Annotated in this window: 14 protein-coding genes; 11 read left to right on the top strand and 3 right to left on the bottom strand. The window is 75.6% G+C overall.

The genetic code is table 11. The features are described from left to right. Window positions 1-50 precede the first annotated feature (50 nt). The gene (locus tag O7600_RS11930) at window positions 51-1,112 is read right to left on the bottom strand and encodes a glycosyltransferase family 2 protein (RefSeq protein ID WP_281593654.1); all 1,062 of its coding nucleotides are present in this window, start codon (window positions 1,110-1,112) and stop codon (window positions 51-53) included. 129 nt (window positions 1,113-1,241) lie between these two features. Here O7600_RS11930 and O7600_RS11925 point away from each other — a divergent pair, with 129 nt between their 5' ends. Further along, window positions 1,242-1,880: a cyclase gene (locus O7600_RS11925; RefSeq protein WP_281593653.1), complete on the top strand. Its 639-nt coding sequence runs from the start codon at window positions 1,242-1,244 to the stop codon at window positions 1,878-1,880. Continuing rightward, window positions 1,877-3,055 (top strand): zinc-dependent alcohol dehydrogenase, encoded by a 1,179-nt coding sequence (locus O7600_RS11920; protein ID WP_281593652.1) that lies wholly within the window; start codon window positions 1,877-1,879, stop codon window positions 3,053-3,055. Before O7600_RS11925 ends, O7600_RS11920 begins: the two co-directional genes overlap by 4 nt. Window positions 3,056-3,082: 27 nt before the next feature. On the opposite strand, the gene O7600_RS11915 is transcribed toward O7600_RS11920, so the two are convergent. After that, on the bottom strand, window positions 3,083-4,330 hold the full coding sequence (locus tag O7600_RS11915) for a cytochrome P450 (protein ID WP_281593651.1): 1,248 nt from the start codon (window positions 4,328-4,330) through the stop codon (window positions 3,083-3,085). Window positions 4,331-4,579: 249 nt separating this feature from the next. Here O7600_RS11915 and O7600_RS11910 point away from each other — a divergent pair, with 249 nt between their 5' ends. Beyond that, on the top strand, window positions 4,580-4,969 hold the full coding sequence (locus O7600_RS11910; protein WP_281593650.1) for a hypothetical protein: 390 nt from the start codon (window positions 4,580-4,582) through the stop codon (window positions 4,967-4,969). A 10-nt stretch (window positions 4,970-4,979) separates the two neighbouring features. Here O7600_RS11910 and O7600_RS11905 read toward each other — a convergent pair whose 3' ends face one another. Further along, window positions 4,980-5,198 carry a DUF397 domain-containing protein gene (locus tag O7600_RS11905; protein ID WP_089158060.1) on the bottom strand — a complete coding sequence of 73 codons (219 nt, stop codon included), beginning with the start codon at window positions 5,196-5,198 and terminating at the stop codon, window positions 4,980-4,982. 66 nt (window positions 5,199-5,264) lie between these two features. On the opposite strand from O7600_RS11905, the gene pepN reads away from it, so the two are divergent. The 8 genes from pepN (at window position 5,265) to O7600_RS11865 (ending at window position 14,568) form a co-directional block, all read left to right on the top strand. Next, window positions 5,265-7,781 (top strand): aminopeptidase N, encoded by a 2,517-nt coding sequence (gene pepN / locus O7600_RS11900; protein ID WP_281593649.1) that lies wholly within the window; start codon window positions 5,265-5,267, stop codon window positions 7,779-7,781. 95 nt (window positions 7,782-7,876) lie between these two features. After that, window positions 7,877-8,473: a nicotinate-nucleotide adenylyltransferase gene (nadD, locus tag O7600_RS11895; protein ID WP_091571955.1), complete on the top strand. Its 597-nt coding sequence runs from the start codon at window positions 7,877-7,879 to the stop codon at window positions 8,471-8,473. Window positions 8,474-8,583: 110 nt separating this feature from the next. After that, window positions 8,584-8,988 carry a ribosome silencing factor gene (gene rsfS, locus O7600_RS11890; protein WP_091571960.1) on the top strand — a complete coding sequence of 135 codons (405 nt, stop codon included), beginning with the start codon at window positions 8,584-8,586 and terminating at the stop codon, window positions 8,986-8,988. Further along, window positions 8,985-9,614 (top strand): histidine phosphatase family protein, encoded by a 630-nt coding sequence (locus O7600_RS11885; protein ID WP_281593646.1) that lies wholly within the window; start codon window positions 8,985-8,987, stop codon window positions 9,612-9,614. Before rsfS ends, O7600_RS11885 begins: the two co-directional genes overlap by 4 nt. Window positions 9,615-9,662: 48 nt before the next feature. Next, window positions 9,663-10,511 carry a DegV family protein gene (locus O7600_RS11880; protein ID WP_281593645.1) on the top strand — a complete coding sequence of 283 codons (849 nt, stop codon included), beginning with the start codon at window positions 9,663-9,665 and terminating at the stop codon, window positions 10,509-10,511. Between the two features lie 40 nt (window positions 10,512-10,551). After that, the gene (locus O7600_RS11875) at window positions 10,552-11,328 is read left to right on the top strand and encodes an SDR family oxidoreductase (RefSeq protein WP_281593644.1); all 777 of its coding nucleotides are present in this window, start codon (window positions 10,552-10,554) and stop codon (window positions 11,326-11,328) included. A 127-nt stretch (window positions 11,329-11,455) separates the two neighbouring features. Continuing rightward, window positions 11,456-12,418 (top strand): helix-hairpin-helix domain-containing protein, encoded by a 963-nt coding sequence (locus O7600_RS11870; protein WP_281593643.1) that lies wholly within the window; start codon window positions 11,456-11,458, stop codon window positions 12,416-12,418. Further along, window positions 12,415-14,568 carry a ComEC/Rec2 family competence protein gene (locus O7600_RS11865; RefSeq protein ID WP_281593642.1) on the top strand — a complete coding sequence of 718 codons (2,154 nt, stop codon included), beginning with the start codon at window positions 12,415-12,417 and terminating at the stop codon, window positions 14,566-14,568. The genes O7600_RS11870 and O7600_RS11865 overlap by 4 nt, the downstream gene beginning before the upstream one ends. The last annotated feature ends 48 nt before the right edge of the window (window positions 14,569-14,616 follow it).

Raw genomic sequence — 14,616 nt, 5'->3', positions numbered from 1 at the left:
GGGCTCCTTCTTGTCGCCCAGGCGATTGGAAGGGGCCCCGCCTCACCCGGTCAGCCGGTCTCCACCCAGAGCACCAGGTCGTCCGGGCGCCGCCCCGCCGATCGCCGGCGCAGCGTCCGGGTGGAGTGGGCCGCCATCCGCACCCGGCCGCCCGCGTAGGGCAACCCACCGCTTAGCCGCCGGCCGACCGCGAGCCACGCGCACACGCCCCGTTCCAGCAGCCAGACCGGCGCGGCGAGCGTCGTGTGCGCCGGGAAGACCTGGGCGCCGCCGGCCCGGCGCCGGCCGACCTCCGCCACCGCCACGGTGACCAGCCCGGCCCGCAGCAGCAGCCCCGGCCGCCGGGCGGCGAGCGCGACCGCCGTCGCCGGCAGCACAGCCAGCGCGGCCAGCAGCCACGCCGGTCGGGCCATCTCGTCGTACGCCTGGCGCACGCGCTGCCCGAGGAAGTGCCCGGCGGCGGGCGGAAGTCGCCGCACGTACAGCCAGGCGGGCGCGGCCTCGCTGCCCCCGTACGCCCGGACCGTCCGGACCAGCTCCAGGTTCTCGAAGAGCACGTCCGGGTCGTAGCCGCCCATGGCCAGGAACGTGCTCCGGCGCACCGCCAGGGTGCCCGGCCAGTCCCCGCCGAAGGCCCGGGCCAGCAGCGTCCGGCCGGTGTCCCACCAGGCGTGCCAGGGCAGCGGGTCGAAGTGGTTCTGCGGCCGGACCAGGTCCACCTGGTCGAGCAGGTCGTGCACGGCGCGCAGCGCCGGCAGGTCGTAGCGGACGTCGTCGTCGGCGACCACCACGTGCTCGTGCCGGGCCAGCGCCACCCCGGTGAGCACCCCGAGCACCTTGCCGTTGCGCCCGCGCAGCGCCGGATCCGGCGGAACGTGCCGGACCAGGCCCCTCCAGGCGGCGGCGTGGCGGGCGAACAGCGCCGGCGCGGATCCGTCGACCACCACCACGTCGACGGACCGGCTCAGCTCGCGCAGGTAGCCGGTCAGCTCGTCGAGACCCCGGTCGTCGTGGGCGCGCACCGGCAGGACGTACGCCATCGGCAGCCGGACCGGCGCGGACCGCAACGCGGTCCGGTCCGGGCGGCGCGGGTGCGCAGCGGTGTCCGTCACGTCGTCTCCCGTCCGCTGGGGGATCAGCCGGGTGCCCGGAATGCGGCTCCTGAAACCGTTTCGGCCGCCCTGAGCCGGGTAGCGCAGCCGGATACGGGCGTGCGGGTCGTCCGAGGTGGAGGAGACGTGATGAGCAGCAACGGAACGAGGTGGGCGCTGGCCGGCGCCGCCGCGCTGACGGCGCTCGGGATCACCCGGACGGTGGCCCGGCGCCGGCACCGACACCAGCCCGACCGGGAGGACGGCTGGTACGTGGTGCGCCGGGGCGTCACCGTCGACCGGCCGGTCGACGCGGTGATCGGCTTCTGGACCGACCGGGAACGGCTCGACCGGGGCCTGGCCGAGTGGGCCACCCTGGAGCAGCTCGACGACAACCGGTGGCGCTGCGTGGCCGCGGACCCGGCCGGCGGCGGCACCGAGTGGCGGGCCGAGATCACCGTCGAGGGCCCGGGCCGGTTCAGCTGGCGGGTGACCGACGGGCCGGTGGCCCAGCGGGGCCGGGTCGAGCTGGTCGCCGCGCCGCAGGACCGGGGCACCGAGATCCGCGCCGAGCTGCGGTGGCGCTCCGGCCCGCTGCGCCGGGCCGTCGGCCTGGTCGGCGGGAACGAGCCGGACCTGGCGCTGCGCACCGCGCTGCGCCGGATCAAGTCGCTCGTCGAGACCGGTCAGGTGCTGGACACCCGGCACGACCCGTCGGGGCGCAGCCCGCGCCAGGAGCGGGCGACGGACAAGGTACGCGAGAAGCTGATCGTGGGAGGACGGCCGTGAGGGCGCTGTGCTGGGAGGGCGTCGGCAAGCTCGCCGTGCGCGACGTGCCGGAGCCGACCGTCCGGTCGGCCGGCGACATCATCGTCAAGGTCCGGGCCAGCAGCGTCTGCGGCTCCGACCTGCACCTGATCAACGGCTACCTGCCGGCGATGCGCGAGGGGGACGTGCTCGGCCACGAGTTCATGGGTGAGGTCGTGGAAACCGGCCCCGACGTCCGGCGGATCTCCGTCGGCGACCGGGTGGTGGTCGGCTCCGTGGTGGCCTGCGGCAGCTGCTGGTACTGCCGCACCGAGCAGTACTCGCTGTGCGACAACTCCAACCCCCAGCCGGTCTTCACCGAGAAGTTGTGGGGCCACTCGCCGGCCGGCATCCTCGGCTACTCGCACGCGGCCGGTGGCTACTCCGGCAGCCACGCCGAGTACATCCGGGTGCCGTTCGGCGACGTCGGCGCCTTCACCGTGCCGGACGGCGTGCCGGACGACTCGGTGGTGTTCGCCTCCGACGCCATGCCGACCGGCTGGATGGCGGCCGACTTCTGCGCCCTCAAGGGCGGCGAGGTGGTGGCGGTCTGGGGCGCCGGCGGCGTCGGCCAGATGGCCGCCCGGTCCGCGCAGATCCTCGGCGCCGAGCGGGTCGTGGTCATCGACCGGCTGCCGGAGCGGCTCGACACCGCGGCCCGGCGCCTCGGCGTGGAGACGATCAACTACGCGGAGACCGACGTGCTGGAGGCGCTGCGCGAGCTGACCGCCGGCCGCGGCCCGGACGCCTGCATCGAGGCGGTCGGCATGGAGTCGCACGACGTCGGCCCGGCCTACGCGTACGACAGGGCCAAGCAGACGGTACGGCTGCAGAGCGACCGTCCGACGTCGGTCCGGCAGGCGATCATGGCGTGCCGCAAGGGCGGCACGGTCAGCATCGTCGGGGTGTACGGCGGGCTGGTGGACAAGTTCCCGCTCGGCGCGGCCATGAACAAGGCGCTGGTGCTGCGGATGGGGCAGATGCACGCGCAGCGCTACATCCCGATGCTGCTGGACCGGGTCGCGGCCGGCGAGATCGACCCCGGCTACCTGGCCACCCACCCGATGTCGCTGGAGGAGGGGGCACGGGGCTACGAGATCTTCGAGAAGAAGGAGGACGGCTGCCTGCGCACCGTCCTGCACCCGCAGGCCGCCTGAGCGTGGACGAGGGTGCGGACGCGCCGCTCAAGCGGCCGGACGCACCCCGTCCACCAGCAGCCCGCTGGGCGGCAGCGTCGGCATCCGGCCGAGGTCGAGCGCGAGGTCCTGCGGCGGGACGCGGTAGCTCATCGTGCCGGTCAGCTGAGCCACCGCCCGCTTCATCAGCTCGATGGTGATCCACTCGCCGGCGCAGCGGTGCCCGGTGAGGTGGTCGCCGCCGCCCTGCGGGACCAGCCCGAACGGGTCGTCCCGCCAGCCGGCGAAGCGCTCCGGGCGGAACCGCTCCGGCTCCGGCCAGATCCGTGGGTGGTGGTTCGTGCCGTACAGGTCGAGCAGCACGCGGCGGCCCTGCGGGAACGCGTACCCCCGCCACTCGAAGGAGCGACGCACCCGGGCGGCGGCGAGCGGGAAGAACGGGTAGTAGCGGCGTACCTCCTGCACGAACTGCTCGGTCGCGGTGTCGTCACCGACCAACCGGTCCCGCCAGTGCGGGTGGTCGTGCAACGCCAGCGCGGCGAAGACCACGTACCGGTCCACGGCGACGGTGGGGCGCAGCACGTTGAGCAACTCCACCGCCGCGATCCGGCGGGGCAGCGGCGCGCCCCGCTCGTCCCGGTGCTCGGCGACGACCCGCAGCGCGCTGCCCTCGGGCGCCGGCAGCGCGCCGGCGCGGACCCGGTCGACCTGCTCGCCGGCCCAGCGTTCGGCCCGGCGCCGGCCGAGCAGCCCGCGCCAGTGCTGCGGACCCAGGACGGCGGGAGCCTCGATCATCGCGTGCATCTCGGCGGTCCGGCGGGCCACGTCGACCTCGGCCAGGGGCACGCCGGCCCAGGCCCAGACCGCCCGGGTGAGGATCCGGCCCACCTCGTCGTAGAGCACGACCGGGCCGTCCTGCGCCCAGGCCGGGATCCGGGCCCGCCACTCGTCGTCGAAGAGCTGCCCGAGCCGGCGGATCGCGGCCGGTGTCATGATCGACATGAACATCGCCTTGCGGGCCCGGTGCGCCTCGCCGTCGAGACCCTGGACGCCGCCCACACCGGTCAGCGTGCGTTGCGCGCGCATCGGCATGGCGCCGCGCCGGACGAACCGCTCCTCGTCGTAGAACAGCTCGGCAGCCTCCCGGCCGCGCAGGCAGATCGTCGGCTCCAGCAGCAGCCGGGTCTGGAAGACGTCGGTGCCGAACCGGTCGCAGCGGGCGCCCACGAAGCGGTAGCCCTCGCGGAGGAAGGCCAGCGTGCTGTCCGGGCTCCGGTCGCTCGGCATGGTGCTCATCTCGGCGGCTCCTGACCCGGCTCGGTGGCCCTGCTCGACGTTGCGCTACCTACCCGGGCCGACACGGCCGAATCCTCCATTACCGCAGGTCCGGCCGGTCGGGGGAGGGGCCGGCCACGCGACCGGCCGCTGGCCCCTCCCCGGGTGCGGAAAAGCTGGTTGGCTCGGAAAGCGGGTCGGCGGTCGCCGGTCCGGCGCCCGCCGGCACGGCGTCCGGTGGGCGGTCACCGACGACGGGGGAGGACCCGGATGCGCGACGAGAGGGCGGCGGAGCGGCGACGGCCGGGAGCCGTGGCCGGGCTGCGGGGCGGCGGTCGGGAGGAGCCGCTGATCGGCGGTCCCCGCCGGGCCGCGCCCCGCCCGCCGCGGTTCTTCACCGTGCACCTCGGATTCGCGGCCGCCGAGCCCGCCGTCGCGCGGGAGCTGGCCGTCGCGTACGCCGAGGCGCTAAGCCTGCTCCGCCCGGAGCTGGCACTCGGCGCGGCGGCGCTGTCCCCGGCCGACGCCTGGCACCGGGCCGAGCGGTTGTTCTGCGGGGCGGTCGGGCCCGACGGCGAGCGCTGCGCCGACGTGGCCGACCACCCCGGTTTCCACCACGCGCCCGGGCCGGGCGGGCTCGGCTGGGGTGACGGTGACTGACCGCGCGGGTTCAGTCCAGGTCGAACTCGCCGTCCTGGGCGCCCGCCACGAAGGCGTCCCACTCGGCCTGGGTGAAGACCAGGACGGGCCCCTCCGGCTCCGCCGAGTTGCGCATCCCGATCAGATCGTCGACGAAGGCCACCTCGACCGCACCCTCGGAGGTGTCTCCCTCCGCGCGCTGCCACACCGCCCGAGAGAGGTCGAAATCGCCCTTGGGGTGCTGACCCATCGTTGTTCCTCCATCGCGACGCGTAACGAGAAGGTCCGTGCGGACCTCATCGGGCAGGATAAGCGGATGCCGAGCCTCACCCGTGCAGAGGCGACCGCGCGCCGCGCGTCGATCACTGTCGAGTCCTACCAGGTGGACCTCGACCTGACCGGCGACGCCGAGCGGTTCCGCTCCGCCGTCACCATCCGGTTCCGGGCCAACCCCGGCGCCGAGACCTTCGTCGACGTCAAGCCTCGCCGACTCCTGCGGGCCCGTCTCAACGACCGCGACCTCGACCCGGCCCTGCTGTCCGACGAGCGGTTGCCGCTCACCGGCCTGGCCGCGAGCAACACGCTCACCGTCGAGGCCGAGATGGCCTACTCCAACACCGGCGAGGGGTTGCACCGCTTCGTCGACCCGGCCGACGGCGAGACCTACCTCTACGCCATGTCCTTCCTGGACGACGCGCCGCGCATCTTCGCGGCGTTCGACCAGCCCGACCTGAAGGCGCCGGTGACGCTCGCCGTCACCGCGCCGCCGGAGTGGACGGTGGCGGCCAACGGGCAGCTCGCCGACCGGCCCGCGCCGGGGCGTTGGGAGTTCGCCCCCACCGCGCCGCTGGCCACCTACTTCGTCACGCTGGTCGCCGGGCCCTGGCACGTGCTGCGGTCCGAGCACGACGGCATCCCGCTCGGCCTCTACTGCCGGCGCTCGCTCGCCGCGCACCTCGACGCCGACGCCGACGAGATCTTCACCGTCACCCGGCAGTGCCTCGACCGCTTCCACCAGCTCTTCGCCGAGCGCTACCCGTTCGGCAAGTACGACCAGGCGTTCGTGCCCGAGTTCAACGCCGGCGCCATGGAGAACCCGGGCCTGGTCACGTTGCGCGACGACTACGTCTTCCGGTCCGCCGTCACCGACACCCAGCGCGAGCTGCGTGCCACCACCATCGCCCACGAGATGGCGCACATGTGGTTCGGCGACCTGGTCACCATGCGCTGGTGGGACGACCTCTGGCTGAACGAGTCCTTCGCGGAGTACCTGGGCACCCGGGTCACCGCCGAGGCGACTCGGTTCGACCGGGCGTGGACCACGTTCGCGAGCCGTCGCAAGGCCTGGGGCTACACCGCCGACCAGCGTCCGTCCACCCACCCGGTGGCGCCGCAGGAGGTGGCCGACGCCGCCCAGGCGCTGCTCAACTTCGACGGCATCTCGTACGCCAAGGGCGCCAGCGTGCTGCGCCAGCTCGTCGCCTGGCTCGGCGACGACGCCTTCCTGGCCGGGCTGAACGCGCACTTCGCCGCGCACCGGTTCGGCAACGCCACGCTCGCCGACCTGCTGGCCGGCCTCGGCGCCGCGAGCGGACGCGACCTGACCGCCTGGGCCGAGCGCTGGCTGCGTCGCGCGCAGGTGAACACGCTGCGCATCGAGACCGCGGTGGACGGCGACGGCCGGTGGACCGAGGTGGCGGTGGTGCAGACCGCCCCGCCGAGCCACCCGGTGCTGCGGCCGCACCGCATCGGCGTGGCCCACCTGACCGCCGGCGCCCCGGCCGTCCGGTTCGAGGTCGACCTCGACCCGGACGCCGACGGCGGCCGTACGCCCGTGCCCGAACTGGTGGGACAGCCGGCCACCGGCCTGCTGCTGCCGAACGCCGGTGACCTGACCTTCGCCAAGATCCGACTGGACCCGGCCTCGTCGGACGCGGTGCCGATGCTGCTGCCCGGCCTCGACGACCCGCTGGCCCGGGCCCTGCTCTGGGGCGAGGCGCTGGACGCGGTCACGGACGGGGAGCGGCCCGCCGCCGCGCTGGTCGGTCTGATCGCCGCGGCGCTGCCGGCCGAGACCGAGGTGACCATCATCGAGGACGTGCTGCTGCTGACCCGGCGGCTCGTCGACCGCTACCTCGACCCGCTGGCCCGCGACGCCGCGTTGCTGCGGGTGTCCGGCGCCTGCGCGGCGTTGCTCGCCGCCGCGCCGGCGGGCGGCTCGCGTCAGCTCGCCGCGGCGCGAGGGCTGATCGCCGCCACCACCGACACCGCGCTCCTCGCCGACTGGTTGGCCGGCAAGGAGGTGCCGTCGGGGCTCGCCGTCGACACCGACCTGCGCTGGGCGGTGCTGCGCCGGCTGGTCGTGCTCGGCGCCGCGGGCACGGCAGAGATCGACGCCGAGGCGGCCGCCGACCGCAGCGCCACCGGCGCCGAGCAGGCCGCGGCCTGCCGGGCGGCGCTGCCGGACCCGGACGCGAAGCGGGCGACCTGGGAGATCGTCACGAGCAGCACTGAGCTGTCCAACCGGCTGGTCGAGGCGACCGCCGAGGGCTTCTGGCAGCCCGAACAGGCCGAGTTGACCGCCGGGTACGTCGAGCGCTACTTCACCGACATGCCGGCGGCGGCGCGCCTGCGTACCGCCTGGGTGGCCGACGCGGTCACGGTCGCCGCGTTCCCGCGCTACGCGGTGGCGCAACCCACCCGGGAGCTAGCCGCGGCGCTGCTGGCCCGGGACGACCTCACGCCGGGTCTGCGTCGCTGGGTCACCGACCTGGACGACGACCTGCGGCGGGCACTGGTGGCCCGCACGGCGGTGGCCGCCGCGTCCGCCTGACCGACGACCGTTCCGGGCGGGCCACCGGTGCCCGCCCGGCACGGGCCCCGGTGACCCCGCCCGGCGGTCGCCGTCGCGCGGCCTACGATCGCGGGGTGGAGGAAGACATCCGGCGGATCGGCATCATGGGCGGCACGTTCGACCCGATCCACCACGGTCACCTGGTGGCGGCGAGCGAGGTGGCCGACCGGTTCGGGTTGGACGAGGTCGTTTTCGTGCCGACCGGACAGCCGTGGCAGAAGGCGGACGAACCGGTCAGCCCGGCCGAGGACCGCTACCTGATGACGGTGATCGCCACCGCCTCCAACCCCCGCTTCCAGGTGAGCCGGGTCGACATCGACCGCGGTGGTCCCACCTACACCGTCGACACGCTGCGGGACCTGCACGCCGAGTACGGCCCGAAATCGCAGCTGTTCTTCATCACCGGCGCGGACGCCCTGGAGCGGATCCTGTCCTGGAAGGACCTCGACGACGTCCTCGAACTGGCCCACTTCATCGGGGTGACCCGCCCCGGTTTCGAGTTGTCCGACCAGCACCTCCCCGCCGACACGGTCAGCCTGGTGCAGGTGCCCGCCATGGCCATCTCCTCGACCGACTGCCGCGCCCGGGTGGGTCGGGGGGAGCCGGTCTGGTACCTGGTGCCCGACGGTGTGGTGCAGTACATCGCCAAACGGCGGCTCTATCAGCGGTAACCCCGCCCGTTATGCGCCCGTGTGCCCCGGTAACCGGCCAGAACTGCCAGGTCGCCGCGTCGACGGGTGTGAGAGGCTTGGAGGGTCGCACGGTTGATCGAAGGAGAACGGTGACAGTTTCCGAACGCGCGCACGAGCTGGCGATGGCCGCCGCCCAGGCGGCGGCCGACAAGAAGGCACAGGACATCGTCATCATCGACGTGGGCGACCAGCTCGCGATCACCGACGCGTTCCTGGTGGCCTCGGCGCCCAACGAGCGTCAGGTGCTCGCCATCGTCGACGCCGTCGAGGAGCGCCTGCTGGAGCTGCCGGAGAAGGCCAAGCCGATCCGCCGCGAGGGCGAGCGGGGCGGTCGTTGGGTGCTGCTCGACTACGTCGACATCGTGGTGCACGTGCAGCACACCGAGGAGCGCGAGTTCTACGCGCTCGACCGGCTCTGGAAGGACTGCCCGCAGATCCCGTTCGTGGATCGCGACCTGGCCGACTCGGCCGCCGGCACCGCCACCGCGGAATGACCCGCCTGATCATCTGGCGGCACGGCAACACGGACTGGAACGCCGCCGGCCGGGTCCAGGGCCAGACCGACGTGCCGCTCAACGACCTGGGCCGGGAGCAGGCCCGCGCCGCCGCACCCGTGCTGGCCGCGCTGCGCCCCGACGCCATCGTCGCCAGTGACCTGCGCCGGGCCGCCGACACCGCCGCCGCGCTGGCGGCGGTGACCGGGCTGCCGGTCCGCGCCGACGCCCGGCTGCGCGAGCGGCACTTCGGCCAGTGGCAGGGTCTGGCCCTCACCGAGGTCGCCGAGCGCTTCGGAGACGAGTACGCCCGCTGGCGGGCCGGCGATCCCGACCCCGGCGCCGGCATCGAGAACCTGGACGACCTCGGCAAGCGGCTCGGCGCCGCGTTCCGCGACGCGGCCGATGTGGCCGCCGGCGGCACCGTGGTGGTGACCACCCACGGTGGCGGGGCCCGGCAGGGCGTCGGTCACCTGCTCGGCTGGGACCACGCGGTGCTGCGCAGCGTCGGCTCGCTGGCCAACTGCCACTGGACCGAGCTGCGCCACGACGAGGTTAGGGGCTGGCACCTGCGGGCGCACAATGTCGGGCTGATCACCCAGCCGGCGCTCACCGACGCGGTCTGAGCCGTCCGGCCCCGGCGCGGCACCGCCACATCGGCTAGCGTGCCGGTCATGCCCGTAGCGGTCGTCACCGACTCCACCGCCTACCTGCCCCCCGAGCTGGTCCGCGCGCACCGGCTCACCGTCGTTCCGCTGACCGTCGTGCTCAACGGCGCCGAAGGGCTGGAGGGCGTCGAGACCTCGCCGGGCGACGCCACCCGCGCGCTGAGCGCCCGCCGGGTCTCGGTGAGCACCTCCCGCCCCGCCCCGGAGCAGTTCGCGCAGGTCTACCGCAGGCTGCTGGCCGAGGGCGCCGACGGCATCGTCTCGGTGCACCTCTCCGCCGAGCTCTCCGGCACCGTCGAGGCGGCCCGGCTGGCCGCCGCCGAGATCGGTGACCGCGTCGCCGTGGTCGACAGCCGCTCCACCGGCATGGGCCTCGGCTTCCCGGTGCTCGCCGCCGCCACGGCCGCCGCCGGGGGCGCCGACCTGACCGGGGTACGCGCGGCGGCGCTGGACGCGGTCGGCCGGACCACCATCTTCTTCTACGTCGACACGCTGGAGTTCCTGCGCCGGGGCGGCCGGATCAACGCGGCCGAGGCGCTGCTCGGTACCGCCCTCTCGGTCAAGCCGATCATGCACATGCCGGACGGCGCGATCGTGGTGAAGGACAAGGTCCGGACGGCCAGCCGGGGCGTCGCGCGCCTGGTCGACCTGGCGGTCGAGGCGGCGGGGGACGCCGAGGTCGACCTCGGGGTGCACCACCTCGCCGCCCCGCAGCGCGCCGACCAGTTGCTGGCCGCGTTGACCGAGCGGTTGGGCGACCGGCTGCACGACACGTACGTCAGCGAGGCCGGCGCGGTGGTCGCCGCGCACGCCGGACCCGGACTGGCCTGCGTGGTCGTCCATCGCCGCCGGTGAGCCGGTGTCCGGGCCTCGTGCCCGCGACCCGGTGCGTCTCATGAACGCCCGGTCGTACGTCGTCACCGGGGGCGGCCGGGGCGTGGGGCGGGCCGTCGTGGAACGGCTGGTCGACGACGGCGGCACGGTGGTCGTCGTCGAGCGGGACGCGGGCGCACTGGACTGGCTGGCCGGACACCCCGCCGCCGAGCGGTTGCACGCCGTGACCGGGGACGCCGCCGACGAGGCGGTCACCGAACGGGCCGCCGACCGGGCCGAGGCGGCGGCCCCGCTCGCCGGTTGGGTCAACAACGCCGCCGTCTTCCGCGACGCCGCGCTGCACACTGCCCCGGCGGGCGAGGTGTTCGACCTGATCGCGGTCAACCTGCGTCCCGCCGTGGTCGGCGCCGGCACGGCCGTACGCCGGTTCCTGGCCGCCGGCAGCGGCGGCGCGATCGTCAACGTCTCCTCCCACCAGGCCCGCCGGGCGGTCCCCGGCGCGTTGCCGTACGCCACCGCCAAGGCCGCGGTGGAGGGGCTGACCCGGGCGCTGGCGGTCGACTACGGCTCGCACGGCATCCGGGCCAACGCGGTCGCGCTCGGCTCGATCCACACCGAGCGGCACACGGCCTACCTCGCCGGGCTGGACCCGGCCGGGGTGGAGCACGTCGAGGCGGAGCTGGCCCGGCTGCACCCGGTGGGCCGGATGGGACGCACCGGGGAGGTGGCCGACGTGGTCGCGTTCCTGCTGTCGACGCGGGCCTCCTTCGTCAACGGCGCGACACTGCCGGTCGACGGGGGTCGGGCCGCGCTCGGCCTCGACCCGGAGGCACGCTGACCCGCACCCCGGCGGCCGGTAGCACATCGACGGCATGATCGGGTAGCTGTCCACAAGGCGCCGTTGTCCACAGACGAGGGTCCGTGGGCCGGCCCTCGGCGCGCCCTCGCCGCTAGCGTCCCGAGCCGTGTCAGACGACGAGGAGGCGACGGTGCGGCGGCGGCTCGCCCGGTTGTTCACGCCGGCGGGTCGCCCGACCGCCGTTCCGGCGCCCGCCGGCGGTGTGCCGCCCGCCGTCAGAGCGGCGGCCCCCGGTCCGCCGGCGGCGCACCCGATCCCGGCGCCGGAGCACGGCGGACCGCGAAGCGGCCGCCCGGAGCCCGGCCTGACGCCGCTGTCCGGGGTGGACCCGGCGTCGGGTGAGCCCGATCCCGACAGCTCCGAGGGAAGGTCCTCCGGCGAGCGCATGCGCGGTCCGGCGTCCCGGTTGCCGGGGCCGGGCGCGTTCGACCCGGGCCGTCGTGGTGTCCGCGCCCTCGCCGCCGTGGCCGCGCTCGTCGTCCTGGCGGCCGCCGTCTGGGCGTGGCGCTCTCGCCCGACCGCCGAACCGGTGGGTCCGGTCGCGCCGGCCGGTGTGGCGCCGGCCGGGGAGGCGACCCGGGAAGCGGCCGGCGCGACGACCGAGTCGGCGGCTCCGGCCGGCCCGTCCGGGCAGGTGGTCGTGGCGGTGGCCGGCAAGGTCCGCCGCCCGGGGCTGGTGCGGCTGCCGGCCGGCGCCCGGCTGGCCGACGCGGTGGAGGCGGCTGGCGGCGCGCTGCCCGGGGTGGACGTGGCGCTGCTCAACCCCGCCCGCAAGGTCACCGACGGCGAGCTGATCCTGGTCGGCGTCACCGCCGCGCCGGGGCAACCCGCACCCGGGCCGGCGGTCGGTGCCGGCCCACCCGCAGGTCCGGCCCCGGGTCCGGTCAACCTGAACACCGCCACCCTGGCCCAGCTCGACGCGCTCCCCGGCGTCGGCCCGGTGCTCGCCCAGCGGATCCTCGACCACCGGGAGCAGCACGGCGGGTTCCGGTCCGTCTCGGACCTGCGCCAGGTCGAGGGCATCGGGGACGCCCGCTACGAGCAGCTCAAGGACCTGGTGACGGTGTGAGCGTCGACGGTGCGGACGCGGCGCCGGACCTGCGGCTGGCCGGGTTCGCGGTGGCCGCGTGGCTCGCCGCGCTGGCCGGGCTGCACCTCGGCGTCCGGGCCCTCGCGGGGCTGGCCGCCGTCGCCGCGGCGCTCGCCCTCGTCGTGGCCCTGGGCCTGCGCGCCGGGCGGCGTCACCCCGTCCAGCCGCTCCGCCGGTACGGCTGGATCGCCGTCGCCGTGCTGCTGGGCGCGCTCTGCGGGGCGGCGGCCACCGGGGCCCGGCTCGCGGTCCGAGACGCCGCCCCGGTGCGGGCGCTGGTCGCCGAACGCGCCCTGGTCACCGCCGAGCTGGTGGTGCGGGACGACCCCCGACCGGTCCGCGGCGCACCCGGCCGCTCGACCATGCTGCTGGTCCGCGTCGACCTGCTGCGCCTCACCGGCCCCGACGGCGGTCGGCTCGTCGGTCCGGTACGCGGCCTGGTGCTCGCCACCGATCCGGGCTGGCGAGGGCTGCTGCCGGGGCAGCGGGTCACCACCCGGGGGCGGCTGGCCGAGCCGCGCGGCGGCGACCTCACCGCGGCGGTACTCTCGGTGACCGGGCCGCCGACCCGGCAGGGGCGCGCGTCGTGGCCGCAGCGGGCGGCGGGCACGTTGCGCTCCGGGCTGCAACGTGCCTGCGAACCGCTGCCGGACGCGCCGGGCGGACTGCTTCCCGGCCTGGTGGTGGGTGACACCAGCCGGCTGCCACCCGAGGTGGAGGAGGACTTCCGGGCCACCGGGATGACCCATCTCAACGCGGTCTCGGGGTCCAACGTGGCCATCGTCGTCGGCGCGGTGCTGCTGCTGGCCCGCTGGGCGCGCGCCGGCCCGCGTACCGCCGCCGGGTTCTGCGTGCTCGCGCTCGTCGGTTTCGTCATCCTGGTGCGGCCCTCGCCGAGCGTCGTGCGGGCCGCGGCCATGGGCGCGATCGGGCTCGCCGCGCTGGCCGCCGGGCGGTCCCGGGCGGCGTTGCCCGCGCTGGCCGCCGCGATCGCCGCGCTGGTGCTGCTCGACCCGGAGCTGGCCGGGGACCCGGGCTTCGCGTTGTCGGTCTGCGCCACCGGCGGGCTGCTGCTGCTCGCCCCCGGCTGGCGGGACGCGCTGCGTCGCCGAGGCGTGCCGGTGGGGCTGGCCGAGGCGCTGGCGGTGCCGGCGGCCGCGCAGCTCGCCTGCGGTCCGGTGATCGCCGGGATGTCCGCGACGGTCAGCCTGGTGGCGGTGCCGGCGAACCTGCTGGCGGTGCCGGCCGTCGCGCCGGCCACGGTGCTCGGCGTGCTCGCCGCGGTGCTGTCGCCGGTGTGGCCCGGCGGCGCCGAGTTCCTCGCCTGGCTGGCGAGTTGGCCGGCCCGCTGGCTGGTGACCGTGGCCGCCCACGGGGCGGTGCTGCCGGCCGGGACCCTGCCGTGGGTGGGCGGGGTGGTCGGTGCGCTGCTGCTGGCGGTCGTGAGCGTGGCGCTGCTGCTCGCCGCCCGCAGGCGTCGGGCCCGGCGGCTGGTCGCGGCCGTCGTGGTGGCGGTGGTGCTGGGCGCGCTGCCGGTCCGACTGCTCGCCTCCGGATGGCCGCCGCGCGGCTGGGTGGTGGTCGCGTGCGCGGTGGGGCAGGGTGACGCGCTGGTGCTGCCGGTGGCGACCGGTCGGGCAGTGGTGGTCGACGCGGGCCCGGAACCGTCCGGCGTGGACGCCTGCCTGCGTCGTCTCGGCATCCGTGAGGTGTCGTTGCTGGTGGTCAGTCACTTCCACGTGGATCACGTGGGCGGGGTGGCCGGCGTGTTCCGGGGCCGGCGGGTGGACGCGGTGGTGAGCCCACCCTGGCCCGAGCCGGCCTACGGCGTCGCCCAGGTGCGCGAGGCGGCCCGCCGGGGCGGCGCCTCGCTGGCCCCGGCGCCGGCGGGATGGCGATGGGGGCAGGGCGCGGTGCGGCTGGTCGCGGTCGGGCCGCCGTACCCGCTGCGCGGGAGCCGCTCCGACCCGAACAACAACTCCCTGGTCCTGACCGCCACCGTGGCCGGGGTGCGGATCCTGCTGGCCGGGGACGCCGAGACCGAGGAGCAGCGGGCGGTGCGGGAGACGTTGCCGGCCGACGCGATCCGCGCCGACGTGCTGAAGGTGGCGCATCACGGTTCGGCGTGATGTCTCATGTTACCTTACTTCGTCCCCTCGGTCGACCTACCGGAGAGC

Source organism: Micromonospora sp. WMMA1998, assembly GCF_027497375.1.
In the GTDB taxonomy this organism is placed as follows: Bacteria; Actinomycetota; Actinomycetes; order Mycobacteriales; family Micromonosporaceae; genus Micromonospora; species Micromonospora sediminicola.
Note: the sequence above shows the minus strand (reverse complement) of the source record. Positions and strands in the feature narration are given on the sequence as shown.

Coding starts and splice junctions, on each gene's coding strand:
- O7600_RS11905 (WP_089158060.1), bottom strand. CDS start 5,198: ATGGGTCAGCACCCCAAGGGCGATTTCGACCTCTCTCGGGCGGTGTGG.
- O7600_RS11915 (WP_281593651.1), bottom strand. CDS start 4,330: ATGAGCACCATGCCGAGCGACCGGAGCCCGGACAGCACGCTGGCCTTC.
- pepN (WP_281593649.1), top strand. CDS start 5,265: ATGCCGAGCCTCACCCGTGCAGAGGCGACCGCGCGCCGCGCGTCGATC.
- O7600_RS11910 (WP_281593650.1), top strand. CDS start 4,580: ATGCGCGACGAGAGGGCGGCGGAGCGGCGACGGCCGGGAGCCGTGGCC.
- O7600_RS11875 (WP_281593644.1), top strand. CDS start 10,552: ATGAACGCCCGGTCGTACGTCGTCACCGGGGGCGGCCGGGGCGTGGGG.
- O7600_RS11925 (WP_281593653.1), top strand. CDS start 1,242: ATGAGCAGCAACGGAACGAGGTGGGCGCTGGCCGGCGCCGCCGCGCTG.
- O7600_RS11880 (WP_281593645.1), top strand. CDS start 9,663: ATGCCCGTAGCGGTCGTCACCGACTCCACCGCCTACCTGCCCCCCGAG.
- O7600_RS11885 (WP_281593646.1), top strand. CDS start 8,985: ATGACCCGCCTGATCATCTGGCGGCACGGCAACACGGACTGGAACGCC.